This is a genomic window from Pantoea sp. JV6, from assembly GCF_025910055.1.
Taxonomy (GTDB): domain Bacteria; phylum Pseudomonadota; class Gammaproteobacteria; order Enterobacterales; family Enterobacteriaceae; genus Pantoea; species Pantoea agglomerans.
This window is the reverse complement of record NZ_JAPCIM010000020.1, coordinates 167300-191036: the sequence shown is the minus strand read 5'-3', so window position 1 is coordinate 191036 and position 23737 is coordinate 167300. Positions and strand designations below refer to the sequence as shown.

20 protein-coding genes are annotated in these 23737 nt (G+C 57.1%); 11 read left to right on the top strand and 9 right to left on the bottom strand.

What is annotated here, in order from left to right:
* Positions 1 to 382: 382 nt before the first annotated feature.
* The 5 genes from OK412_RS19350 to pckA all read left to right on the top strand — a co-directional run bounded on the left by OK412_RS19350 (position 383) and on the right by pckA (position 6545).
* Positions 383 to 2518 carry an intracellular growth attenuator family protein gene (locus tag OK412_RS19350; RefSeq protein WP_010253154.1) on the top strand — a complete coding sequence of 712 codons (2136 nt, stop codon included), beginning with the start codon at positions 383 to 385 and terminating at the stop codon, positions 2516 to 2518.
* A 57-nt stretch (positions 2519 to 2575) separates the two neighbouring features.
* Complete coding sequence (gene yrfG, locus OK412_RS19345) at positions 2576 to 3223, top strand: GMP/IMP nucleotidase (RefSeq protein WP_010671561.1); 648 nt, start codon at positions 2576 to 2578, stop codon at positions 3221 to 3223.
* Between the two features lie 13 nt (positions 3224 to 3236).
* Entirely contained in the window at positions 3237 to 3641 is a 405-nt protein-coding gene (gene hslR, locus OK412_RS19340; protein WP_010253159.1) for a ribosome-associated heat shock protein Hsp15, read from the top strand.
* Between the two features lie 49 nt (positions 3642 to 3690).
* On the top strand, positions 3691 to 4557 hold the full coding sequence (gene hslO / locus OK412_RS19335; RefSeq protein ID WP_010671560.1) for an Hsp33 family molecular chaperone HslO: 867 nt from the start codon (positions 3691 to 3693) through the stop codon (positions 4555 to 4557).
* 368 nt (positions 4558 to 4925) lie between these two features.
* On the top strand, positions 4926 to 6545 hold the full coding sequence (gene pckA, locus OK412_RS19330; protein ID WP_264353453.1) for a phosphoenolpyruvate carboxykinase (ATP): 1620 nt from the start codon (positions 4926 to 4928) through the stop codon (positions 6543 to 6545).
* A 39-nt stretch (positions 6546 to 6584) separates the two neighbouring features.
* On the opposite strand, the gene envZ is transcribed toward pckA, so the two are convergent.
* On the bottom strand, positions 6585 to 7952 hold the full coding sequence (envZ, locus tag OK412_RS19325; protein WP_010253168.1) for a two-component system sensor histidine kinase EnvZ: 1368 nt from the start codon (positions 7950 to 7952) through the stop codon (positions 6585 to 6587).
* Positions 7949 to 8668 (bottom strand): two-component system response regulator OmpR, encoded by a 720-nt coding sequence (gene ompR / locus OK412_RS19320; RefSeq protein ID WP_003853014.1) that lies wholly within the window; start codon positions 8666 to 8668, stop codon positions 7949 to 7951. Before ompR ends, envZ begins: the two co-directional genes overlap by 4 nt.
* A 537-nt stretch (positions 8669 to 9205) precedes the next feature.
* Between ompR and yjbE the strand changes: the two genes are divergently transcribed.
* The 4 genes from yjbE (at position 9206) to OK412_RS19300 (ending at position 14355) form a co-directional block, all read left to right on the top strand.
* A complete protein-coding gene (yjbE, locus tag OK412_RS19315; RefSeq protein ID WP_010253177.1) occupies positions 9206 to 9454 on the top strand; it encodes an exopolysaccharide production protein YjbE in 249 nt (82 codons plus the stop codon).
* Positions 9455 to 9636: 182 nt separating this feature from the next.
* Positions 9637 to 10110, top strand: coding sequence for a transcription elongation factor GreB (gene greB / locus OK412_RS19310; RefSeq protein WP_010253180.1), 474 nt, complete (start codon positions 9637 to 9639; stop codon positions 10108 to 10110).
* Between the two features lie 103 nt (positions 10111 to 10213).
* On the top strand, positions 10214 to 12541 hold the full coding sequence (locus OK412_RS19305) for a Tex family protein (protein ID WP_033768072.1): 2328 nt from the start codon (positions 10214 to 10216) through the stop codon (positions 12539 to 12541).
* 128 nt (positions 12542 to 12669) lie between these two features.
* On the top strand, positions 12670 to 14355 hold the full coding sequence (locus OK412_RS19300; RefSeq protein WP_022624034.1) for an alpha-amylase family glycosyl hydrolase: 1686 nt from the start codon (positions 12670 to 12672) through the stop codon (positions 14353 to 14355).
* Here the strand turns inward: OK412_RS19300 and OK412_RS19295 are convergent, their stop codons facing one another.
* Together OK412_RS19295 and bioH are read right to left on the bottom strand one after the other, a co-directional pair.
* Entirely contained in the window at positions 14356 to 14625 is a 270-nt protein-coding gene (locus OK412_RS19295; RefSeq protein ID WP_010253187.1) for a YdgH/BhsA/McbA-like domain containing protein, read from the bottom strand.
* 173 nt (positions 14626 to 14798) lie between these two features.
* Positions 14799 to 15572: a pimeloyl-ACP methyl ester esterase BioH gene (gene bioH, locus OK412_RS19290; protein WP_264353452.1), complete on the bottom strand. Its 774-nt coding sequence runs from the start codon at positions 15570 to 15572 to the stop codon at positions 14799 to 14801.
* A gap of 34 nt (positions 15573 to 15606) precedes the next feature.
* On the opposite strand from bioH, the gene gntX reads away from it, so the two are divergent.
* Together gntX and nfuA are read left to right on the top strand one after the other, a co-directional pair.
* A complete protein-coding gene (gntX, locus tag OK412_RS19285) occupies positions 15607 to 16287 on the top strand; it encodes a DNA utilization protein GntX (RefSeq protein ID WP_264353451.1) in 681 nt (226 codons plus the stop codon).
* Between the two features lie 58 nt (positions 16288 to 16345).
* On the top strand, positions 16346 to 16921 hold the full coding sequence (nfuA, locus tag OK412_RS19280; RefSeq protein WP_010253194.1) for a Fe-S biogenesis protein NfuA: 576 nt from the start codon (positions 16346 to 16348) through the stop codon (positions 16919 to 16921).
* Positions 16922 to 16959: 38 nt separating this feature from the next.
* Here the strand turns inward: nfuA and malQ are convergent, their stop codons facing one another.
* The 5 genes from malQ to glpE all read right to left on the bottom strand — a co-directional run bounded on the left by malQ (position 16960) and on the right by glpE (position 23576).
* Positions 16960 to 19038: a 4-alpha-glucanotransferase gene (gene malQ / locus OK412_RS19275; RefSeq protein ID WP_264353450.1), complete on the bottom strand. Its 2079-nt coding sequence runs from the start codon at positions 19036 to 19038 to the stop codon at positions 16960 to 16962.
* 9 nt (positions 19039 to 19047) lie between these two features.
* Positions 19048 to 21453 (bottom strand): maltodextrin phosphorylase, encoded by a 2406-nt coding sequence (gene malP, locus OK412_RS19270; protein ID WP_187505966.1) that lies wholly within the window; start codon positions 21451 to 21453, stop codon positions 19048 to 19050.
* A 155-nt stretch (positions 21454 to 21608) separates the two neighbouring features.
* Entirely contained in the window at positions 21609 to 22367 is a 759-nt protein-coding gene (locus tag OK412_RS19265; protein ID WP_010253201.1) for a DeoR/GlpR family transcriptional regulator, read from the bottom strand.
* 31 nt (positions 22368 to 22398) lie between these two features.
* Entirely contained in the window at positions 22399 to 23220 is an 822-nt protein-coding gene (glpG, locus tag OK412_RS19260) for a rhomboid family intramembrane serine protease GlpG (RefSeq protein ID WP_010671549.1), read from the bottom strand.
* Between the two features lie 29 nt (positions 23221 to 23249).
* A complete protein-coding gene (gene glpE, locus OK412_RS19255) occupies positions 23250 to 23576 on the bottom strand; it encodes a thiosulfate sulfurtransferase GlpE (protein WP_033759026.1) in 327 nt (108 codons plus the stop codon).
* Positions 23577 to 23737: the final 161 nt, after the last annotated feature.

Below are 23737 nucleotides of genomic sequence, written 5' to 3'. Positions count from 1 at the left end.
AAATTATTTTGCGCCGGCTATCTGGAGCGAATTAGCATACCTAACCACAGGCAATTGTGCGACAGTCAGACAATCACGTTATCGTTACACAGATTACATCGATTGAATAACAGCCTTTGGTTATCAGTTAAGACTAAATTTGCATTAGTCAATATGCTGCGATAAGTTTCAGATAATACCGATACTTAATCCAGTCTGAGCCGGTTACCATTCGGACAAGGCAGGGTTTAACAAATGCTAATCAGATATACGCTGGCACTATTTCATCGGGTGTCTGACTCCTCAGGGTTATATAATCTTCCGGAATGCCTCTTTTATAGTGAGCATAACCGAAAGCGAAAGTTTAAAGTGAAGGCAGCATTTTGGCTGAATTGAGCAGAGCATGAGCACAATCTTGATGATCCTGGCCATAGTGCTGACCTGTTCAATCCTGGCAGGCATTGGGTTCTGGTACGCTATGCGGCATCGTCCGCCGTTGGCGAAACCTCTGCCATTTATCAGTCCGCCCTGCCGTAAACTCTCTGCTCAGGAGCGTGAGGCGGTTGATAAGTATGTCGCCGCGCTGGAAAAGCAGCCCCGTACTACGGTGACGACCGATAAGCGCAGCGCGTCCGAACGACTGACGCTGACGGCACAAAGCAACAATGTCTACCCCGTTACCCGTGCGATTACCCGCTACGGACTCTCCACGGACGATCCCCATAAATGGCGCTACTACCTTGATGAAGTTGAAGTTCATCTGCCGCCGCTGTGGGAGCAGTACATCGCCGACGAAAACTACGTTGAGTTAATCCGCACCCAATCTATTCCGCTGGTGATCTCGCTGAACGGCCACTCGCTGGTGGATTACGCCGTGGATCAGCAATCGCTGCCGACGCTGATGCGTCCGGTGTCGACCAACGCCTCTATCCGCAAAGCGGAAACGGAAAACGTCGAACTGCTGCAGGTGCGCAAAGAGACGCCGGAAGAGTATCGTCTGTCGCGACCAGATGGCACGCGTGAAGCGGTGCTCATCTCTCTTGCCTTCTTACTCTTCTTCTTCAGCCTGTTAGTCCCCGCAACGCTGATGATCTGGCTGGTGCTGACGGGTGCAGTCATGATTGCCGCCAGCCTGTGGCTGCTCTACCGCATTCCGGGTGAGCGCGGCCTGCGTGACATACACTGCCTGCGCGGCGCGCCTAAGCGCTGGGGCCTGTTCAGCGAATCGAACCAGGAGCAGAGCAATATCACACTGGGGATTATTGACCTCGCCTATCCACCACACTGGCAGCCTTATGTCGCGCACGATCTCGGACAGGTGACGGATGTGGAGATCTACCTTAACCGTCAGGTGGTGCGTCAGGGTCGCTTCCTGTCGCTGCAGGATGAAGTCAAAAACTTCCCTATTCAGCGCTGGCGGAAAAACGTGGTGCTGGCCTGTGGTTCACTGATGGTGCTGACCATGCTGGTCACCTGGATCCCGCTCGGCATGCCGATCAAGCTCAGTCTGGCCTGGGCCAGGGGCACCGACAGCCTGGAGGTCAGCAGCGTCGATAAACTCAGCAGCGTGCCCCTGAATATTGGCGACAACCTCAAAGTGAGCGGTACCGGCATGTGTTCGGTGCCGGACAACTATCAGAGCAACCGAAGTTACGCCTTCATGCCGTTCGACTGCTCGGCGGTCTACTGGAATAACGCCACGCCGTTGCCGCAGCCACAATCGGACATTATTGATAAAGCCGCTGCTCTGCTGGAGACCACCACAAAGCAGCTGCATCCGGAAACCAATACCGATCCTAAACTGAATCCGCAGCTGGCCTCCGCGATTCAGAAGTCCGGCATGATCCTGCTGGATGACTTCTCCGATCTGGTGATGAAAACGCAGGATCTCTGTAATCAGCCACAGGATTGTATGCGCCTGAAAAATGCGCTGGTGAACCTGGGCAATGCTAAAGACTGGGAAGCGCTGATGCGTCGCGCAGATTCCGGCCAGCTAAACGGCATGAATGTGCTGCTGCGGCCGGTCAGTGCTGAAGCCCTGGAAAACCTGGTCAATACCGCCACCTCGACCTTCTTTTTCCGCGAAACCCGTCGTGCAGCGGAAAATCTTAACAGCCCGCCGCCAGGGGGTTTTCTGATCGTCAGCGACGAGGGCCGCCAGCTGGTGAATCAGCCTCAGCCAACCGTGTCGCTGTTTGATCTTGATCCGCCCTCTCAGTGGCGCGAACTGCAACGTATCTCCGCCATGCTGCTGCATACGCCTTTCAGCGCCAGCGGCATCATCACCAGCATTTCAACGGATGCCAACGGCACGCGTCATATCGTGCTGCATAATGAACCGGATGCCATGGCGCAATGGCGCTATCTCGGCACCGTATTGCTGCTGCTGGTGCTGTTAACCTGCGGTGTGATCAATGGGTTACTGGCGCTGCGCCGTATGCACCTTAATCGCCAGCGCATGATCGATATCCAGCACTATTACGACAAGTGCTTCAATCATAACCTCGGCACTTTGCAGAGCGTGCGCCCGATATTCTGAGCCCTGCCCTTCTGTGCTACCCTGTCGCCCGGTTTTTTTACAGGGTGAAACATCCGCATGCTCAACTGGTCTGAGATTGATACCGTGCTGCTCGACATGGATGGCACGCTGCTGGATTTGGCGTTTGATCGCCACTTCTGGCTGGAGCATGTGCCTGAACAACTCAGTCAGCAACGCGGCATCACCCGGGCGGAAGCCGAAGCGATCATCGCGGAAAAGTATCAGGCCGTCGCCCATACGCTAAACTGGTATTGTCTGGATTACTGGGCAGAAGCGCTGGCGCTGGACATCCGTGCCATGACCTGGGCGATGCGCAGCCGCATTGCGCTGCGTGACGATACGCTGCCTTTTTTGCAGGCTCTGCGCCGCGCGGGCAAGTCCACTATCCTGCTGACCAACGCGCATCCTTACAATCTGGACGTCAAACTGGCGCAGACAGGTTTAGCGCCGCACCTTGATTTATTACTTTCCACCCATACCTTTGGGTATCCGAAAGAAGACCAGCGTTTATGGCAGGCGGTACAACAGCACACCGGCTTTTCTGCGCCGCGCACGCTGTTTATCGATGATAGCGAAGTGATTCTGGATGCTGCGACGTCATGGGGCATCGGCGAGTGCTTAGGCGTAAAGAACCCCGATTCGGGTCGTCCTGAGCAAATCTTTCAGCGTCATCGCGCCACCGGCGACTACCGGACGCTGATCTGAGTCAGGAGCAGCAATGAAGAAAGAGAAAAGCAGCGAAGAGGTACGCCTCGACAAGTGGCTGTGGGCCGCGCGCTTTTACAAAACCCGGGCGATTGCGCGGGAGATGATTGAAGGCGGCAAAGTGCATTACAACGGCCAGCGCAGCAAACCTGGCAAAGTGGTGGAGCTGAATGCGGAACTGACACTGCGTCAGGGCAACGATGAACGCACCGTGGTGGTGGCGGACATCAGCGCTCAGCGCCGTCCCGCCAGCGAGGCCCAGCAGCTCTATCGCGAAACCGATGCCAGCATTGAAAAACGCGAAAAAATGGCGCAGGCGCGCAAAATGAATGCGCTGACTATGCCCCATCCCGATCGGCGACCTGACAAAAAAGAGCGTCGCGATTTGATGAAGTTTAAATTATCGGGCGATGAATAACGCCGTCTTAGCTGACGCGCCATCGCCCCGTACCAGTGAGAGAAAAAATATGTCAGCCCAGGATCAACTGCACCGTTATCTGTTTGAAAATGCCGCCGTGCGCGGCGAGCTGGTGAACGTCTCTGACACCTGGCGTGAAACCGTAAAGAACCATGATTATCCGGCACCGGTTAAAACGCTGCTGGGTGAGATGCTGGTCGCCACCAGCCTGCTGACTGCCACGCTGAAGTTTGATGGCGAAATCACCGTGCAATTGCAGGGTGACGGTCCGCTGTCGCTGGCGGTGATCAACGGCAACAACAACCAGGAACTGCGCGGCGTAGCGCGTATCAAAGGCGACATCCCGGACGACAGTACCCTGAAAAGCATGGTGGGCAATGGCTATCTGGTGATCACCATTTCCCCTGAAAAGGGCGAACGTTATCAGGGTGTGGTGGGACTGGAAGGTGAAACTCTGGCGGAGTGCCTGGAAGATTACTTCATGCGCTCAGAGCAGCTGCCAACGCGGCTGTTTATCCGCACCAGCGACAAAGGCGCCGCAGGTATTCTGCTGCAGGTGATGCCTGCGCAGGATACGGAGAAAGAGGTTTTCGACCATCTGGCAACGCTGACCGAGACCATTAAAACGGAAGAGCTGATCGATCTGCCTGCGAATGAAGCGCTGTGGCGTCTCTACCATCAGGAAGAGGTCACCCTCTACGATCCGCAGCCGGTGATCTACAAATGCACCTGCTCGCGTGAGCGCTGTGGCGAAGTACTGACCACGCTGCCGCAGGAAGAGGTTGATGAGATCATCGCGGAAGATGGCAAAATCGACATGCACTGCGACTATTGCGGCTCAAACTACGTGTTTGACGCCGTCGATATCGCCGGTATTCGCAGCCACTCCCTTGAGAATAATAACCAGCTTCACTGATTTATCGGGCGGCTTCTGCCGCCCCTTCCCCGCCGCCCATGCCTATCCCCATAATTTTTCAGACAAATTATCTTTTTTTACTTTCATAACATCTTTTAAACGTTCGAAACATAGCCTTAACGCGCCCTGAGTCGCATTTTTAGATCACTGCTCTTTTTCCCTTAACGCAGAAGAGTAAACTGCGCGCGATCGTGCAAACGCCCGGAAGTCAGAGGCAGATGCCCTGAATTGCCCGGTGATCTTTGCAGGCTGTCGTGACGAAGCGCAGTCGACTGTCAGTGATTTGTCGCACCCGATACAACAGCCGGTGGCACGATCCCAACCTATCTCTGCTTTGCAGAACAGACACCGATTTAAGGAGCAGTAAAATGCGCGTTAACGGCCTGACCTCGCAAGACCTTGCCGCTTTGGGCATCGTGGATACCACGGAAGTGGTTTACAACCCTGATTACGACACGCTTTTTCAGGAAGAGACGCGCCCGGACCTCGAAGGTTTTGCTCGTGGCACCCTGACGCAGAGCGGCGCGATTGCAGTAGACACCGGGATTTTCACCGGGCGATCGCCAAAGGATAAGTACATTGTGCGTGACGACACCACGCGCGATACCCTGTGGTGGAACGACCAGGGCACCGGCAAAAACGACAATCAGCCCCTGTCGCAGGAGACCTGGAACGCGCTGAAAAGCTGCGTCACCCGCCAGCTTTCCGGCAAGCGCCTGTTTGTGGTGGATGCGTTCTGTGGTGCCAATGCCGATTCCCGTCTGAGCGTACGTTTTGTCACCGAAGTGGCCTGGCAGGCACACTTCGTGAAGAACATGTTCATCCAGCCTGACGACGCTGAACTGGCCGAATTCACTCCCGACTTTGTGGTGATGAACGGCGCCAAATGCACCAATCCAGACTGGCAGGCGCAGGGTCTTCACTCTGAAAACTTTGTCGCCTTCAATCTGACTGAACGCATGCAGCTGATTGGCGGAACCTGGTACGGCGGCGAGATGAAGAAAGGTCTGTTCGCCATCATGAACTACCTGCTGCCGCTGAAAGGCATCGCCTCAATGCACTGCTCAGCAAATGTGGGTAAAGCGGGCGATGTGGCGATCTTCTTTGGCCTCTCGGGCACCGGTAAAACCACACTCTCTACCGATCCTGACCGCCAGCTGATCGGCGATGATGAGCACGGCTGGGACGATGATGGCGTGTTTAACTTCGAGGGCGGCTGCTACGCCAAAACCATCAACCTCTCTGAGCAGGCTGAGCCGGAGATCTACCGCGCCATTCGCCGCAATGCGCTGCTGGAAAATGTGGTGGTTCGCGAAGATGGCAGCGTCGATTATGACGACGGCAGCAAAACCGAAAACACCCGCGTCTCCTATCCGATCAATCACATCGACAATATCGTGCAGCCGGTCTCAAAAGCGGGCCACGCGAAGAAAGTGATTTTCCTGACCGCCGATGCGTTTGGCGTGCTGCCACCGGTTTCACGTCTGACGCCGGAGCAGACGCAGTATCATTTCCTGTCAGGTTTCACCGCCAAACTGGCGGGGACCGAGCGTGGCGTCACTGAGCCGACCCCCACCTTCTCCGCCTGTTTCGGCGCGGCGTTCCTGATGCTGCATCCGACGCAGTATGCGGAAGTGCTGGTGAAACGGATGGAGGCGTCCGGTGCGCAGGCTTATCTGGTCAATACCGGCTGGAACGGCAGCGGCAAACGCATCTCACTGAAGAATACCCGCGCCATTATCAATGCCATTCTGGCGGGTGAGCTGGATGATGCGCCGATGGAAACGCTGCCGATCTTTAATCTGCAGATGCCGGTTACGCTGGGCGAACTGGATAGTGATACGCTCGATCCGCGTCGTAGCTGGGAGAGTGAGGAGAAGTGGACCGCCGCCGCCGAAGGTCTGGCGCAGCGTTTTATTGATAACTTCGACAAGTACACGGATAACGCCGCAGGTGCTGCGCTGGTGAAAGCTGGCCCGCAACGCTAAAAGAAGCGGCGCGGCAATGAAACTGCCGCGCCGTTTTTATCATCCCGACACGCTGTTGCTGCCGTTGTTGTGGCTCAGCGCCATGCTTTCCACTAACGGCAACCAGGCACGAATGCGTAAACCGCCGCGTTCGCTCTCGCCAATCTCCAGCGAGCCCTGATGGGCATCAATGATACGCTGCACGATCGCCAGGCCCAGACCGGTTCCGCTGGTGCTGCGGGCGCTGTCACCGCGCACAAAGGGCTGGAACAGATGCGCCAGCTGATCCGGCTTGATGCCAGGTCCATCATCTTCCACCTGGAACCAGGCACGATGCAGTTCCCGTCCGCTGCTGACCCTGATCCAGCCATTACCGTATCGCGCGGCATTGACCACCAGGTTAGCCAGTGCCCGTTTAATCGACAGCGGGTTGATATCCAGCATTAACTCTTCCGGCATCACCGCATTTTCGATCTCACGTTCATAGCCGCTTTCAGCGGCCACCACTTCGCCCAGCACACTGTTAAGGTCGGCGCGCTCAGTCTGCATCTCCTGACCGGTACGCAGGTAGTCGATGAACTGTTCGATAATGGCGTTGCACTCTTCGATATCTTTATTAATCGATTCGGCCAGGTAGCCATCCTGCTCGCTCATCATCTCGGTGGCGAGACGAATACGGGTCAGCGGCGTTCGCAAATCGTGGCTGACGCCCGCCATTAACAGCGTGCGGTCATCCGCCAGCTGCTTCACCCCGGCCGCCATCTGGTTAAAGGCGCGGGTCACCGATCGCACTTCTGACGCGCCATACTCGCGCAGCGGCGGCGGAATAATCCCGCGCCCGACCTGCAGAGCGGCGTGCTCCAGATCCACCAGCGGGCGGTTCTGGATGCGTATAAACAGCCAGGCACCGCCAATCGCCAGCAGCATAATCGCCAGGGTGTAGCGGAACAGCGGCGAGAAGTCGCCCTGATGAATCTCAGTCAGCGGCACCCGCACCCAGATATCGGGCGACAGCCAGGTTTTCAGCCAGACGACGGGCGAGTTTTTGTTAACCTCAACCCGCACATCGGTGGGACCGCCAAGCTGCTGGCCCATCTGCTCGCTCAGGAATTCATAGTGCTGCGCCCATCGCAATCCGCTCTCCTCTGCTGCTGCATTGGTGTAGAGCGAGATCCCCAGTTCGCGGTAGATTTCCCGGCGAAACGCCGGTGGCACTTCCAGCTGCGTGCCATCTTCCAGCTGCAACCGGTCGGTCATCAGCATACGAACTTCGTAAGCGAGCACCTTATTGAACTGTTGCAGGCTGGGAAGAATGGCGAAGTTCAGCACCACCAGATAGGTCGTTACCAGGCTGACAAACAGCAGGGTAACGATCAGCAGCAGGGTGCGGGCAAACGAACTGCGAGGCGAGAAGCGCAGTCGCTTCATGCTTTACTGCCGTCCGGCACAAAGACGTAGCCCAGACCCCAGACGGTCTGGATATAACGCGGATGCGCAGGATCCTCTTCCACCATGCGACGCAGGCGGGAGATCTGGACGTCAATCGAACGTTCCATGGCGCTGTATTCACGGCCACGCGCCAGGTTCATCAGCTTATCGCGAGACAGCGGCTCACGCGGGTGGCTGACCAGTGCTTTCAGCACCGCAAACTCACCGCTGGTCAGCGGCATCGGCTCATCTTCACGGAACATCTCGCGGGTGCCGAGGTTAAGTTTGAACTTACCAAAGGCGATGATCGCCTCTTCCTGCGAAGGTGCGCCTGGCAGTTCATTGGCCTGACGGCGCAGCACCGCACGGATACGCGCCAGCAGCTCACGCGGGTTAAAGGGTTTAGGAATATAGTCGTCAGCGCCGATCTCCAGCCCCACGATACGATCCACCTCTTCGCCCTTGGCGGTCACCATAATAATCGGCATCGGGTTGCTCTGACTGCGCAGACGACGGCAGATAGAGAGACCATCTTCGCCCGGCAACATCAGGTCGAGCACCATCAGATGAAAGGATTCACGGGTTAACAGACGATCCATCTGCTCGGCATTAGCGACACTGCGCACCTGAAAGCCCTGCTCGGTGAGATAGCGTTCAAGCAGTGCACGCAGACGCATATCATCATCGACGACCAGAATTTTGTAGTTCTCTTGCATTTTCAACTCCCAAAGGCGCTATTGCCTGAGCCAACATTGTTAAAAAAAGATGCCTTATAGTGACAGTCATTAATGGTTTATATTCTAGCCAAAATTGTTACAAAGCATATTAAACAGGAGCTTATATTTGATTTAAGGCGATTTCGGGTCAGTTTTAACGCGTCTGGCGCTGCCCGGCCCCTGTTACGGCAAATCTGAAAAAACGGCTCTGTTTCTCTGAATCGCTGGCGTCAGAAGCGGGCCAGTTTTTATTCGATGAACGAATTCAGCAAGTTAGCAGACAATTTGACTTAATGATCAGCCATCACTGTGGATAAGCTCCAGATAATCTACCTCAACAGCAGTCAGGCAGCATAATATTCCAGCAAACCTGCGTAACGCCCCACTCTCCTCTCGGATTAGTTTCAGCGGTGCCACCAGCAAGACCAGTTGAAATTAAAGTCCGTTAAATCAATCAGTAAAGCCAACTTTTCGCCTTCTCCGTTTTCAACCAGACTGCTCAGGCAACATTCGATGTCTCAACGGGGATTACACACAATGAAAAAAACAATTTTACTGCTGAGCGCGCTGGCATTAAGCAGCGTCACTCCTGCTTATGCTGCCACAGCCACCGGTGAAGCAGCTGGCGCAGCGGCAACCACCACAGCACAAGGTAACTCTAACGCCATCGGTGTTGGCGCAGTCGCAGCCCTGCTGGGCGTTGCGCTGGCCACCATGGGCGGCGGCGGCGGTGACGGTCACAGCACCGGTACATCGACCACCACGGCGACTCACGCCGGTAAATAAGTATCACGACTTCTTTTACAGCTTCAGATTACTGGCTTCAGATTGTTGTTCAGCACCAACCCTTTCGCCGCCGGGGAAGTCAACGTGGGTTTTTAGCCTTTAAAAACCCTTTCCCCGCCCTTTTTTGCCGCGCCCCCTTTGTCTTACACTGTTCTTCTTTGGATCTCTCTGGCCGGTATAGCATGAAAACCCGACTCATTACCCGCGAAGGCTTCGATAAGCTGAAAGCAGAACTCGACTATCTCTGGCGTGAAGAGCGACCGGAAGTGACAAAAAAAGTCACCTGGGCTGCCAGTCTTGGCGATCGCAGTGAAAATGCCGATTATCAGTACAATAAAAAACGGCTGCGTGAAATCGACCGTCGCGTTCGCTATCTGACCAAAAGTCTTGAACAGCTGCGTATCGTTGACTATTCACCCCAGCAGGATGGCAAAGTCTTCTTTGGCGCCTGGGTGGAAATTGAAAACGATGAGGGCGACCTCAAACGCTTCCGCATTGTGGGCTACGATGAGATTTTTGGCCGCAAAGATTACATCTCCATCGACTCGCCCATGGCGCGGGCGCTGCTGAAAAAAGAGGTCGGCGATGCCGCCACCGTCGAGACGCCAGTGGGGCCGGCGCTGTGGTATATCAACGCGATTGACTACCCGCAATAACCCTTCAGATTATCGCTGAAAGCCGCCCGCGTCTCTGGCAATTTTAACCATCAATCCGTATAACTGTCGGCTATTTCTCAACCCGGAAAGCAAGACAATCCTGATGATGAAAGTTCTGAGCCAGATAATTGCCAGTGAGCTCAAGGCGCGTCCAGAGCAAGTTGACGCCGCCGTTCGCCTGCTGGATGAAGGGAATACCGTGCCGTTTATCGCACGCTATCGTAAAGAGGTCACCGGCGGGCTGGATGATACCCAGTTGCGCCAGCTGGAAACCCGCCTCAGCTATCTGCGTGAACTTGAAGAGCGACGCCAGTCGATTCTGAAGTCGATTGACGATCAGGGGAAACTCACTGACGACCTCGCCCGCGCGATCAACACCACCCTCAGCAAAACCGAGCTTGAAGATCTCTACCTGCCCTACAAACAGAAACGCCGGACGCGTGGACAGATCGCTATCGAAGCGGGTCTGGAGCCGCTGGCGGAGACGCTGTGGCAGGAGCCGTCTCACATTCCTGAGCAGCTTGCCGAACAGTATGTCGATGCCGACAAAGGTGTCGCCGACGTCCGTGCCGCGCTGGATGGTGCCCGCTACATTCTGATGGAGCGTTTCGCTGAAGATGCCGCGCTGCTGGCGAAGGTGCGTAACTACCTGTGGAAAAATGCCCATCTGGTGTCACGCGTGGTGGAAGGCAAAGAGGAAGCGGGCGCGAAGTTCCGCGACTACTTTGATCACCACGAAGCGCTGAGCGGCGTGCCGTCGCACCGTGCGCTGGCGATGCTGCGTGGCCGCAACGAAGGCGTGCTGCAACTGTCGCTGAATGCCGATCCACAGTTTGATGAAGCACCGCGTGAAAGCCACGGCGAAACGCTGATTGCTGAGCACCTGAACCTGCGCCTGAATAACGCTCCTGCCGACAGCTGGCGTAAAGCGGTGGTGAGCTGGACGTGGCGCATCAAGGTGATGCTGCATCTGGAAACGGAGCTGATGGGCACGGTGCGCGAACGCGCAGAAGATGAAGCGATTAACGTCTTTGCCCGCAACCTGCACGATCTGCTGATGGCCGCTCCCGCCGGTATGCGCGCCACCATGGGGCTGGATCCGGGCCTGCGCACCGGCGTCAAAGTGGCGGTGGTCGATGCCACCGGCAAGGTCGTCGCGACCGATACCGTCTATCCGCATACCGGCCAGACCGCGAAAGCCGCAGCCGCCGTAGCCGCACTCTGCATTAAGCATCAGGTTGAGCTGGTGGCGATTGGCAACGGCACCGCTTCACGTGAAACTGAGCGCTTCTTCCTGGATCTGCAGCAGCAGTTCCCGCAGGTCACGGCGCAAAAAGTGATTGTCAGTGAAGCTGGCGCATCTGTCTATTCGGCCTCTGAACTGGCGGCGCTGGAGTTCCCGGATCTCGATGTTTCGCTGCGCGGCGCGGTGTCGATTGCCCGACGTTTGCAGGATCCGCTGGCTGAGCTGGTGAAAATCGACCCGAAATCGATCGGTGTGGGTCAGTATCAGCATGACGTCAGTCAGAGCCAGCTGGCGAAGAAACTCGACGCGGTAGTGGAAGATTGCGTGAACGCCGTCGGCGTTGACCTCAACACCGCCTCGGTGCCGCTGCTGACCCGCGTGGCGGGCCTGACGCGCATGATGGCGCAGAATATTGTCGGCTGGCGTGATGAGCATGGCCGCTTCCAGAACCGTCAGCAGTTGCTGAAAGTGAGCCGTCTTGGGCCAAAAGCCTTTGAGCAGTGTGCGGGCTTCCTGCGCATCAACCATGGCGATAACCCGCTGGATGCCTCGACTGTGCATCCGGAAGCCTACCCGGTGGTGGAGCGCATCCTGGCCGCCACCGAGCAGGCACTGAGCGATCTGATGGGCAACGCAGGCAGCCTGCGTAATCTCAGCGCCCGCGATTTCATTGATGAACGTTTTGGTCTGCCGACCGTCACCGACATCATGAAAGAGCTTGAGAAGCCGGGCCGCGATCCGCGTCCTGAGTTTAAAACTGCACAGTTCGCTGAAGGCGTAGAGACGCTGAACGATCTGACGCCGGGCATGATCCTCGAAGGTGCCGTCACTAACGTGACCAACTTCGGTGCATTTGTGGATATCGGCGTGCATCAGGATGGCCTGGTGCATATCTCTTCGCTCTCCGATCGCTTCGTGGAAGATCCGCATCAGGTGGTGAAAGCGGGCGATATCGTCAAAGTGAAAGTGATGGAGGTCGATCTCCAGCGCAAGCGTATTGCCCTGACCATGCGTCTTGATGAGCAGCCAGGCGAAGGCAATGCCCGTGGTGGCGCGAAAAACGCTGCTCCGCGCGAGGAGAAACGTCAGAACAACGCGAAAGGTCGTCCGCGTCCGGTCAGCTCGTCAGCAGGTAACAGTGCGATGGGTGATGCGCTGGCTGCGGCTTTCGGTAAAAAACGCTAAGCTTTTCAGGGGGCCACTGCCTGGCCCCCTCTTCACACCCTTCTCCCCGGTTGAAAATCCCCGCCATCGCGCTACGCTAAAAAGACGCCTGTCATAAAAACAACACCTGCTGTGGCACCCAATTCACGATGGAAACGATCACCGATCTGATTGATAAGATTTATGCTGGCACATTTCCGGAGGCGACCTTTGCGCGCCTGCTGGCTGACATCGCCACCGCCCGCGAGGCCATTAAGCTGCCGCGCAAGGCACACTGGGATGAGCAGGATGTGGTGCTGATCACCTATGCCGATCAGTTTCGCGAAGCCGATAAACCCACGCTCAGCACCTTTTCCCGGTTCTATCAGCAGCACCTGCAATCCACGTTTCCGCTGGTTCACCTGTTGCCCTTTTTCCCCTGGTCGTCCGATGACGGCTTTTCGGTGATTGATTACCATCAGGTCGATCCGCTGTGCGGCGACTGGCAGGACATTGCGCGGCTGCATCAGGAAACCCGGCTGATGTTCGATTTTGTCTGCAACCATATGTCGGCACACAGCGCCTGGTTCAGCCACTTCCTGGCGCAGGATCCCGGCTGGGACGATTTCTTTATCAGTATGCCGCCCGCCACCGATCTCAGCGCCGTGACGCGTCCGCGCACCTCGCCGCTGCTGACGCCGTTTAAAATGGCGGATGGCGAAACCCGCTTTATCTGGACCACCTTCAGCGCCGACCAGATCGACCTCAACTTTGCCAATCCTGAGGTGCTGCTGCGCATGGTCAATGTGCTGCTCGACTACCTGAAACGCGGCGCTGACTATGTGCGTCTCGATGCGGTCGGCTACATGTGGAAAACGCCCGGCACGCGCTGTATTCATCTGGAAAAGACTCATCAGCTGGTGAAGCTGTTTCGCGCTATTGCCGACCAGGTTGCGCCTGGCACGGTGATTATCACCGAGACTAATGTGCCGCATCAGGACAACATCAGCTATCTGGGCAACGGGCACGATGAGGCGCAGATGGTCTATCAGTTTTCGTTGCCGCCACTGGTGCTGCATGCGATTCACACCGGCTCGGCGCGCGCACTGCGGCAGTGGGCGAGCGCTCTGGATCTCAGCAGCAACGACACCACCTTTTTCAACTTTCTGGCGTCACACGACGGCATCGGCCTTAATCCGGCGCGCGGCATTTTGTCTGAAGTGGAGATTGTGGCGCTGGTGCGCGATCTGGCGCTGGAAGGCGCGCTGGTCTCCTATAAAAACAACCCTGACGGCACCACCAGCCCCTATGAAATCAACGTCACCTATCTGGATGCGCTCAACCGTGAAGATGACGATGACGCCACGCGGCTGAAACGTTTTTTGCTGGCCCATGCGATTCTGCTGGTCTTTCCCGGCGTGCCTGCCATCTATATCCAGAGCATTCTGGGTGGTCGTAACCATTACGATGGCGTGCGCGCCGCCGGACACAACCGGGCGATTAATCGGCAGAAGTATGATTTACAGCAGATAGAAGCGGATCTGGCGGGCGGTAACTGGCTGCGCCAGCAGGTCTATACGCGGCTCGGCCAGCTGATTCAGCTGCGTCGTCGCCAGCCTGCGTTTCACCCGGATAATCCGATGACGCTTTATGAGAGCGAAAACGCCGTGCTGGTGCTCAGACGTCATCAGCCAGAAAGCGGTGACGGGCTGCTGTGCGTGTTTAATCTCAGTGGACGGTCAGTGGAGACGCAATTGCCGGTGGCGCATACGTTGCAGGATGTAGTGAGCGGAGAGAAAATTGATGGCACCCAGCCGGTTAAGCTGGATGCCTGGCAGTTCATGTGGCTACGTTAATTACTTGTAGACTTCAGCCGTTGCGCTGAATTTACCGTGTTCGCGACCCGCGATCACCAGGTAATATTTACCGCCTTTTTCGTCAGCGAGCTGCGACAGCACTTTTTTAGCATCCATTGGCGAGGTGGTTTCCGCCGTGGTGTTAACGGTGCCGATCTTCTGCAGGTTCATTGTCTTAACTTCTTCTTTGGTGACTTCTTTCGCTGCCATCGCAGAAAATGAAATCGCGCCCATCATCATTGAAGCCACAACCCATTTAAAAACCTTCATTATGTTTACCCTCATTCATGATCCATTGTGAGATGTAAGCAGCCGCTAAACGCGTAAGGCAGTATGGAACGGCATAGTCATTTCCATGACTAATCACATAAAATTGCAACGGCCTCGCTCACAGAGAGAAGTATTGCTGCTGTCTGCGATTTTGCCAGTTCAAAGCGTCATTATCACGGCAGATTACTGATAAAATTAACAATATGCAGGCAAAAGCGCTCAGGATGGGAAATAAAAGGCGCATGTGCGGCTTTTTCGATAACCACTGAAGGCGATGCTGGCAACATTTCATCTATCTCCGCCGCAATCCGGCGCGGCACCAGTCCATCTAACGCGCCATAGAGTCGCAGGAACGGCAGCGTAATCTGCGGTAACGCGTCGCGCAGATCGACCTGGCGCAGAATCTCCAGTCCGCCATCCAGCACCGCCACCTCCGGCATCGGCTGCGACAGCACCACCTCTTTCAGCTGCCGCGCATCGGCGCGAGCCGTTTCGGTACCCAGCGTCTGCAGCGCCAGAAAGCGCTCCACCGTGCGCTGGAAATCGTTGCTGAGCATCTGCTGAAAGTTCTGCAGCGTCTCCGGTTTAATGCCGGGCCAGCTCTCTGTGGCGGTGAAACAGGGCGACGAGGCAACGGTGATCAATGCAGCCAGTTTTTCTGGCGCACTCAGCGCCAGCTGCGTCGCCACCAGTCCGCCCAGCGACCAGCCCACCACAATCGCCTGCGGTGGCAGCGCAGGCAGCAACTGTTCTGCCATCTGCTCCAGCGTCAGCGCACCGAAATGCTGGCTGCGGCCATAGCCGGGCAGATCGACCAGATGCAGGCGATAGTGCGCGCTGAGTCGCGGAATGATGCTTTGCCAGACTTCGGCATTCAGTCCCCATCCGTGCAGCAGCACAAGATCGCGTTTTCCTTCTCCGCAGGTGTGCCAGTAGAGCGACGTCATCAGTTACTATCCCGAAAATGATAAGGAGGTCGCTATGCTAGCAATGCCCGCCCTGTGTTGGCTATGCCGGATGCCGTTGCGGATAGCCCGGCACGGCATCTGCAGCTTATGTCTGCGCGGATTACCGCCGTTACCGCTGCTCTGTCCACGCTGCGGATTGCCGGCAGGTTCAGCAAAGGTCGCCTGCGGCCGCTGCCAGCTTAAACCGCCCGCCTGGCAGGCGCTGGTCTGCGTCAATGACTATTGTCCGCCGTTCAGCCAGTGGGTTAACCAGCTTAAATTTTCTCACATAACCGCACTCAGGGTGATGCTGGCGCGGCTGCTTTTGCTAAGCTGGCTTAATGTTTACCGGCGTGGCAGTGTGCCGCGTCCCGATCTGCTGCTGCCGGTTCCGCTGCATCGGCGACGACGCTGGCAGCGCGGCTTTAATCAGACGGTACTGCTGGCCGAACCGCTGGCGCACTGGCTGGGATGTGAATGGCGCGAAGGTCTTTCCCGCAAGCGCGGGGGCGCATTACAGCATCAGCTCAGCGCCCGCCAGCGCCGCACCAACTTACGGGGTGCTTTCTGCCTTGAAATGGTGGTGCAGGGACGCCATATCGCTCTGCTGGATGACGTCATTACCACCGGCAGTACGGTAGATGAAATCAGCCGCCTGTTAATGGCCCAGGGTGCCGCCAGCGTGCAGGTCTGGTGCCTGTGCCGTACCTTGTAGAGCGTCTTTGATGGGCGTATTATAACCAACTAAATTAGTCAACTATTGAGCAATCGACATGATCCGAATTACTGACTCTGCCCAGGAACATTTTTCTAAACTGCTATCCAAACAAGAAGATGGCACCCAGATTCGCGTATTCGTGATTAACCCGGGTACGCCAACAGCCGAGTGTGGCGTCTCTTACTGTCCGCCCGATGCCGTTGAAGCTACTGACACCGAACTGAAGTTCGAAAAGCTCTCTGCTTACGTTGATGAACTGAGCAAGCCGTATCTGGAAGATGCTGAAATTGACTTCGTCACCGACAATCTTGGTTCACAGCTGACGCTGAAAGCGCCGAATGCCAAAATGCGTAAAGTCTCTGATGATGCGCCAATGGTTGAGCGCGTTGAGTATCTGCTTCAGGCGCAGATCAACCCACAGCTGGCCGGCCATGGCGGTCGCGTGTCGCTGATGGAGATCACCGATGAGGGCTACGCCATTCTGCAGTTTGGCGGCGGCTGTAACGGCTGTTCGATGATCGACGTGACCCTGAAAGATGGTATCGAGAAAGAGCTGCTGGCCGCCTTCCCGGAACTCAAAGGCGTGCGGGATATTACTGAGCATCAGCGCGGTGAACACTCGTTCTACTGATGATTAAGCGCGGCAGCCTGGCTGCCGCGCTTCTGTTATTACCCTTTCTGTCCTGACTGACGCTGCTGGCTGACCACCTTCAGCAGTGCATTCACTTCTTTGTCCGCAAAGATCTCCTCCAGCGTTTTGCTCAGCTTGCGTCGCCAGTTAGGGTACTGCTCCACCGTGCCCGGGACGTTGACCGGCGTGGTCATGCCAAGCCAGTCCTCAGGCTGCAGGCCAAGCAGCGCACTGTCGGTATCCGCCAGGAAGCGATGTATTGCCCGATTCAGCGCAGGCGTCATGGTGAGCTTCTCTGCCTTCTTCTGGCTGCGTGCCGGTAAGGCACCCGCCTGATGCAGCGCATCCAGCAGCGCCTGCTTCTGCGCGGCGCGCTGCTGATGTAACGCTTTCACCGCATCGCCCGGATAGAGGCCAATCTTCTCACCCAGCGCCAGGTCGCCCTGCTCCCAGAAGCCGGTCAGCGTAGGCAGATCGTGCGTACTGGCGCTGGCGATCGACTGGCGCGGATAGTCCTGCGGCGCGCGATAGCGCTCATCCTTCTCCTGCTCAAACCAGAGCACCTTCCATGAAAAGACGCCACTTTTACGCAGCAGGCTGACAATCTCCTGGGGCACTGTGCCCAGGTCTTCGCCAATCACCATGCAGCGCAGCCGGTGGCTCTCCAGCGCCAGGATGCCCAACAGATCGTTGACCGGATAGGCCACATAGGCGCCTTTATCCGCCGTCTCCCCGGCAGGCACCCACCACAGACGCAGCAGTGACATCACATGGTCGATGCGCAACGCGCCGCAGTCGCGCATATTGGCGCGCAGCATGTCGATAAATGGCTGGTAGCCGCGCGCCTTCATTACATGCGGATCCATCGGCGGTAAGCCCCAGTTTTGTCCCAGCGGACCGAGACGGTCAGGCGGCGCACCCACCGAGGCCTTGAGGCGGTAAAGCTCCGGGTCGTGCCAGGTTTCCGCGCTGCCTTCCGCCACGCCCACTGCCAGGTCACGATAGAGTCCGACGCTCATGCCCAGCGCCTGACTGTGCGTCCAGCAGCCAGAGAACTGCTGCTGCGCCAGCCATTGCAGCCACTGCCAGAAAGCGATCTCCTCTTCATGCTGTGCACACCACTGCTGCACCTCCGGCAACTGGCTGTTGCGCCACCCTTCCGGCCACGCAGGCCAGCCGCCCTGCTGCGCCTTATCTGCCCGCCGCTCCAGCTGTATGCCGTCGTAGGCGGCCTGATAACGCAGGCTGTCGCCGCCTTCATGCACAAAGGCCGCCCAGGATTGATGCTCTTCGCTCTGGCTGTCTCGCGTCTGAAAGTGTGCCCAGGCGTGCCGCAGCGCAGCGAGCTTAAGCGCCATTACGGCCTCGTAGTCAACCAGCTCCGCCTCACGCGCTTTGGTCAGCGCCCTCTGGGTTCTGGCGCTTTTCCACCACTTCTGTGCCGCCGCGCTTTGCTGAAAATCGGCCACCTGACTGACGTCGATATAGATTACGTTCAGCCAGCGGCGCGACGACGGGCTGTACGGACTGGCGAAACCGGCGCTGGCGGGATAGAGCGCATGCAGCGGATTCAGCCCGACGAAATCGCCACCGCGTTCAGCCAGCTGCACCAGCAGCTGGTCGAGATCGCCGAAGTCGCCAATGCCCCAGTTCTGTTCAGAGCGCACGGTGTAGAGCTGCACCAGCGCACCCCAGCGTTTTTCCCCCGCCTCCAGCGCCGGAGGCAGATAGCAGCGGCGCGGCGCGACGATAATCCGCGTCTGCCAGCTTTTTTTGCCCTTACTGAGTGTGAGCTGGTGGTACCCCTGTGCCAGCGGACCAGGCAGCGTAAAAGGCTCACCGGCGGTTAACTCGCCGCTGTGCTGTTTGCCGTTTTCAGTCTGCAACTGCCAGCGGTAAACGCCGCTGCCCTGTGGCGTCAGCTGTCGCTTGCCACTGCCGCTGAACACCGCGACCGGCGGCAGCGGCGATTTTTTTGCGTCCTGCGGATCGTCCATCACCGCCAGCAGCGCCTGCAGGGTCTCATCGCTGATCGCCTCTTTCTCGCCATTGACGTTGATGTAGTCCAGTGAAATTCCCGCGGCACGGGCGGCCTGACCGAGTGAATGTTGCTTCATTGCTGCTCCTTAGCGCGGTGCCTGCCAGATACGTTGCTGATAGTCACGAATTGACCGGTCCGAACTGAACATGCCGGTTCGTGCCGTATTGAGGATGGCGGCGCGGGTCCAGCCTTCCGGGTCGCGCCACAGGGCTTCAACCCGTTGCTGCGCCTCGATGTAGGCCTGGAAATCGGCCAGCACCAGCCAGGGATCGCCATGTTTCGTCAGGCTCTCCAGCATCAGGTCAAACGCATGTTTATCCCCGTTGCTGAATTTGCCCTTCTCCAGCGATTTCAGTAGATCGTCCAGCGGCTTGTTCTGCTTACGCACCTTTTTCGGGTTATAGCCTTTCGCCTTGAGCGCTTTGACCTCATCCACGGTGTGACCAAAGATAAAGATATTCTCCTCACCCACCTGTTCGGCAATCTCGACATTGGCGCCATCCAGCGTGCCAATCGTCAGCGCACCGTTCAATGCCAGCTTCATGTTGCCGGTGCCGGAGGCTTCATACCCGGCGGTGGAGATCTGCTCTGAGAGATCGGCCGCCGGGATCATCAGTTCGGCCACGGTGATGCGGTAGTCCGGGATAAACACCACTTTGAGTCGGTCACCGACCCGTGGATCGTTGTTCACCACCTCCGCCACCTTGTTAATGGCGTAAATGATATTTTTGGCGAGGTAATAACCCGGCGCGGCTTTGGCCCCGAACAGGAACACCCGTGGCGTAAAGGTGACATCCTCCGGGTTATGACAGAGCTTCTGATAGCAGTAGAGGATATGCAGCAGGCTGAGGTGCTGGCGCTTGTACTCATGCAGCCGTTTGATCTGCACATCGAACAGCGCGGCCGGGTTCACGATAATCCCCGTGTGGCGGGCGATATACTCTGTGAGCTGCGCTTTATTCTGCTGTTTGATGCTGCGATAGCGCTGACGAAACGCCTGATCGTCGGCATAGGCCTCCAGACCGCTTAACGCCTCAAGGTTATTGGCCCACTCGGTTTTCAGCGTCTCATCAATCAGCCCGGCCAGCGCCGGATTACACTGCTTCAGCCAGCGGCGTGGCGTGATGCCGTTGGTGACGTTGTGGAATTTCTGCGGCCAGAGCTGGTGATATTCCGGGAAAAGATCGCTGACCACCAGGCTTGAGTGCAGCGCCGCCACGCCGTTGACCGCAAACCCGCTGACGACGCAGAGATTCGCCATCCGCACCTGACCGTCAGCGACCACCGCCAGCTTGTGCCACATCGCTTTGTCATCCGGCCAGCGCTGCTTCACCTGCTTTTTCAGCCGCTGGTTGATCTCTTTGATGATCAGCATATGGCGCGGCAGCAGGCTGCGCATCAGCTTCTCATCCCAGCGCTCCAGCGCCTCCGGCATCAGCGTGTGGTTGGTGTAGGCAAACAACCGGCTGGTGATCTGCCACGCCTCATCCCAGCTCAGCTGATGCTCATCCAGCAGCACGCGCAGCATCTCCGGGATGGCGATGGTGGGATGCGTATCGTTGAGCTGAATCACTTCAAAGTCAGGCAGGCTGTGAATGCTGCGTCCCGCCAGATGGTGACGACGCAGGATATCCGCCACCGCACAGGCGCACTGGAAATATTGCTGCATCAGGCGCAGCCGCTTGCCGGCCTGATGGTTGTCATTGGGATAGAGCACTTTGGTCAGTTTTGCCGCCTCGATGCCCGGCTGCTCCGCCTGCAGAAAATTACCGTCGTTAAACGCCGTGAGATCAAACGGATGCGCACTCACTGCCTGCCACAGGCGCAGCGGCAGCGTCACACCGTTGCGGTAGCCGGTCACCGGCAAATCCCAGGCCTCACCGCGCAGCGTAAAATCGGGCAGCCAGCGTACACCGCCGTTTTCCTGCTTTTCTACCCGGCCACCCATCGCGACTTCCACATCCAGCGCCGCGTTGTGGCGGAACCAGGGATAGCGCTCACGTTGCCAGTCATCGGGCGCTTCAATTTGCTGGCCATCATCGAAAGACTGGCGAAACAGGCCGTACTGGTAATTCAGTCCGTGGCCGGTGGCGGACTGCCCCACCGTTGCCATCGAATCCATGTAGCAGGCGGCCAGTCGTCCCAGCCCGCCGTTACCCAGCGCCGGATCGACCTCCTGCTCCAGCAGTTCCGTTAAATCGAACTCGTGCTCAGCCAGCGCCGCTTTGACGTCGTTATACCAGCCGAGATTGAGCAGGTTGTTGCCGGTCAGACGGCCAATCAGAAACTCCATCGAGAGGTAATTAACGTGACGCTGCTGCACAGCCGGACGCGGTGCCGGTTGTGCGTCCAGTAGCTCCGCCAGCGCCGCGCTGACCGCCTGCCACGCCTGGTGCGGGGTCATCTGCTGGGCGGAACGGAGACTTAATTGTTGCCACTGGCGGGTAAAGGCGGCATTAAAACGGGCTTTATTAAATTTTTGCTGCGGCATATCACTCCCTTCTGTTACGCAATGAGGTGAAGCAAAAATAGAAAGCGCACGGACTGGCAACCGGGTGCCAGCAACCGTTAAGTAAAGACGGGAGTGAGGAAAAAAGCGACAGCAATCAAAGAAAAACGCCAGCCGGGGGGCTGGCGTGGCAGGAATCAGCAGAGTTCGAGGTGAACCTCATGCTGCTCAATCACCTTCATTACGCTGGCAGGCGGCGTTTTGTCCGTGTAGAGGTAGTCAAGCAGACTCATGTTGCCGAGGTTGACCATGGCGTTCCGGCCAAACTTCGAGTGATCCACCACCAGCATCACGCAGCGTGAATTTTCAATGATGGCGCGCTTGGTGCGGACTTCGTGATAGTCAAACTCCAGCAGCGAACCATCCATATCGATGCCGCTGATCCCCAGAATGCCGTAGTCGAGCCGGAACTGAGAAATAAAGTCGAGCGTCGCTTCACCCATTACCGCGCCATCACGGGTCCGCACTTCACCGCCCGCGATAATGACCCGGAAATCGGGTTTATCCATCAGCAGCATGGCGACGTTAAGGTTATTGGTGACCACGCGCAAATCGCTGTGGTTGAGCAGCGCATGCGCCACCGCTTCCGGCGTGGTGCCGATATCGATAAACAGCGTGGCACCATCCGGGATCTGGCTGGCCACGCGCTGGGCAATCCGCGCTTTTTCCGCTGACCACATCATTTTACGGTCGTGCCAGGCGGTATTCTCAGAGCTGGAGGGAAGCGCCGCGCCGCCGTGGTGACGCTGAATTTTGTTCTGATCGGCCAGATCGTTGAGATCGCGACGAATGGTTTGCGGGCTGACCTCAAAATGATCCACCAGCTCCTCAGTACTGACATATCCCTGACGACGGACTAAATCGATAATCGCGTCATGACGTTGCGTCTGCTTCACGTTCCTCTCCTGTTAACCCGCATAATCCTGTCTAACGACGCGTGACTTTACGCGTATCCACCAGCGCCATCGCCAGTCCGACCACCAGACCGGCGACGTGCGCCGCGTTGGCAATAGCCAGACCAAAGACGCCAAACCAGCCAATCACCAGCCAGACCAGCGCAAAACCGATCAATCCCCGTTCAAGATAGACGCCGCTGTCGGGATCGCGCTCCCCGCGCAGCCAGCAGTAACCCATCAGGGCATAGACCACGCCCGACAGGCCACCAAACCAGATGCCGCTGAACTTCGCCTGCAGCCAGCCGCTGAGCAGAGCCGAAATCAGCAGGATGACAAAGAGTTTGCCGCTGCCAAGTCGCTTCTCAACCGCGCCGCCCAGATACCACCACCACATCAGATTAAACAGAATGTGCAGCAGTGAAAAGTGCAGCAGCGCATGGCTGAACCAGCGCCAGACCTGAAGATGCTGATCGGCATCCGGCCAGGAGAGCCAGGCCATCACGGTGCGATCGCCCATGACCTGCATCAGAATAAATATCGCGATACAGAGCACCATCAGCGTCATGGTCAGCGGACCGGCACGCTCACGGATATTCGCCCAGATATTGCTGCGCTCATAGCGCAGGCCACTGTCAGTTTTTCCGCTGTGCCAGCTGGCGGCCTGATAACGCGGATGGTTAGGGTCGTGCAAAAACTGCTGGAGTTCGTTTTCGACCAGTGAAATCTTGCTCTCATCATCCAGCATGATGACGTAGTGATTTTCATGCTCAATACGCAGCGTGATGCCCCGCGTCGCCATGTAGTCAACAAAGGCCTGCGCCATGCGGGGCTGATTAAATTGGGTAATGCGCATCAGTAACTCTCCATGTGACGAGCGGCAATCTATTCGCTGCCGAGGGCAACCTGCTGAGGAAAGGCAGCACGCCAGGCATCAAAGCCGCCATCAATGCTGTACGCCGCGCTGAAGCCCTGTCCCAGCAGATATTGTGCCGCGCTTTTGCTGCTGTTGCCGTGATAGCACATCACCAGCACCGGCAGGCTGTGATCGGCACCGCTGACAAAATCGCTGAGGTTGGTGTTGGTCAGATGCAACGCACCCGCCGCATGACCCAGGGCATAACTTTGCGGATCGCGGATATCTACCAGCAGCGCACCCTGCGCCAGACGCGCCTGCGCCTGCTGCACATCAATACATTCGAACGTTTCCATGGGATCTCTCATAACAGCGTCACAATAGCGCGTAGTGTAACCCGAGAATCCACGCCAATAACCTGACAATCGTTACGGCTATCGGTTTTTTTGGTGGGCAGAATGTTAGCTATATCACGCAAAAATGTTTTTACCTGGTTAAAAGCTGGCGTCAATGTTGG

What these genes read in the sequence shown, in the direction of transcription:
- malQ (WP_264353450.1), bottom strand. Translation starts at nt 19,038, where the DNA reads ATGAAGCAACATTCACTCGGTCAGGCCGCCCGTGCCGCGGGAATTTCA.
- malP (WP_187505966.1), bottom strand. Translation starts at nt 21,453, where the DNA reads ATGCCGCAGCAAAAATTTAATAAAGCCCGTTTTAATGCCGCCTTTACC.
- hslO (WP_010671560.1), top strand. Translation starts at nt 3,691, where the DNA reads ATGTCAGCCCAGGATCAACTGCACCGTTATCTGTTTGAAAATGCCGCC.
- pckA (WP_264353453.1), top strand. Translation starts at nt 4,926, where the DNA reads ATGCGCGTTAACGGCCTGACCTCGCAAGACCTTGCCGCTTTGGGCATC.
- envZ (WP_010253168.1), bottom strand. Translation starts at nt 7,952, where the DNA reads ATGAAGCGACTGCGCTTCTCGCCTCGCAGTTCGTTTGCCCGCACCCTG.
- OK412_RS19295 (WP_010253187.1), bottom strand. Translation starts at nt 14,625, where the DNA reads ATGAAGGTTTTTAAATGGGTTGTGGCTTCAATGATGATGGGCGCGATT.
- OK412_RS19300 (WP_022624034.1), top strand. Translation starts at nt 12,670, where the DNA reads ATGGAAACGATCACCGATCTGATTGATAAGATTTATGCTGGCACATTT.
- glpE (WP_033759026.1), bottom strand. Translation starts at nt 23,576, where the DNA reads ATGGAAACGTTCGAATGTATTGATGTGCAGCAGGCGCAGGCGCGTCTG.
- yrfG (WP_010671561.1), top strand. Translation starts at nt 2,576, where the DNA reads ATGCTCAACTGGTCTGAGATTGATACCGTGCTGCTCGACATGGATGGC.
- glpG (WP_010671549.1), bottom strand. Translation starts at nt 23,220, where the DNA reads ATGCGCATTACCCAATTTAATCAGCCCCGCATGGCGCAGGCCTTTGTT.
- yjbE (WP_010253177.1), top strand. Translation starts at nt 9,206, where the DNA reads ATGAAAAAAACAATTTTACTGCTGAGCGCGCTGGCATTAAGCAGCGTC.
- greB (WP_010253180.1), top strand. Translation starts at nt 9,637, where the DNA reads ATGAAAACCCGACTCATTACCCGCGAAGGCTTCGATAAGCTGAAAGCA.
- OK412_RS19305 (WP_033768072.1), top strand. Translation starts at nt 10,214, where the DNA reads ATGATGAAAGTTCTGAGCCAGATAATTGCCAGTGAGCTCAAGGCGCGT.
- hslR (WP_010253159.1), top strand. Translation starts at nt 3,237, where the DNA reads ATGAAGAAAGAGAAAAGCAGCGAAGAGGTACGCCTCGACAAGTGGCTG.
- gntX (WP_264353451.1), top strand. Translation starts at nt 15,607, where the DNA reads ATGCTAGCAATGCCCGCCCTGTGTTGGCTATGCCGGATGCCGTTGCGG.
- OK412_RS19350 (WP_010253154.1), top strand. Translation starts at nt 383, where the DNA reads ATGAGCACAATCTTGATGATCCTGGCCATAGTGCTGACCTGTTCAATC.
- ompR (WP_003853014.1), bottom strand. Translation starts at nt 8,668, where the DNA reads ATGCAAGAGAACTACAAAATTCTGGTCGTCGATGATGATATGCGTCTG.
- nfuA (WP_010253194.1), top strand. Translation starts at nt 16,346, where the DNA reads ATGATCCGAATTACTGACTCTGCCCAGGAACATTTTTCTAAACTGCTA.
- bioH (WP_264353452.1), bottom strand. Translation starts at nt 15,572, where the DNA reads ATGACGTCGCTCTACTGGCACACCTGCGGAGAAGGAAAACGCGATCTT.